The 480-nt window shown below is 54.0% G+C and carries 1 pseudogene; it reads right to left on the reverse strand.

The annotated features are described in order from the left end of the window. Positions 1–480: pseudogene (locus ACTQ3R_RS16610) on the reverse strand (tetracycline resistance ribosomal protection protein Tet(W)); the annotation flags it as partial.

Here is a 480-nt window from a genome sequence, read left to right on the forward strand (position 1 = left end):
TGTCTGTCCGAACAATTTCCCCTTTGGATGGAATACGCATCTCTGTGATTTTCAGCTTTTCTCTCCCGGCCAGGGCCACCGTATCCCGCAGGCGCAGCGTTCCGCTGTATAACCGTAGATAGACACGCCGCTGGCCGCAATCGGTGTACTCAACCTTGAAAACGCTGCCGCATAGGGCGGCGCCCCCCTGTTCCCCAATCGGTTGGAACAGCCCTGTCACCGCATCCATCAACGGTTGAATGCCAAGGCCATTTTTGGCGCTGCCATGATAGACTGGGAACAGGGAGGCGTCTTGAACCCGCTGCTGTTCCTCCCGCGCAAGTTTTTCCCGGCTGATTGGTTCTCCTGCGATATACTTTTCCAATAATTCATCGTTATTTTCGATGACCGCATCCCATGCTTCTATGTCGGTATTTTCCTCCAGGACTATTTCCGGGGACAGCGACACCGTCTGCTTGATGATAATATCGGCGGAGAGCT

The organism is Lawsonibacter sp. LCP25S3_E2, assembly GCF_052117285.1.
Lineage (GTDB): Bacteria > Bacillota > Clostridia > Oscillospirales > Oscillospiraceae > Lawsonibacter.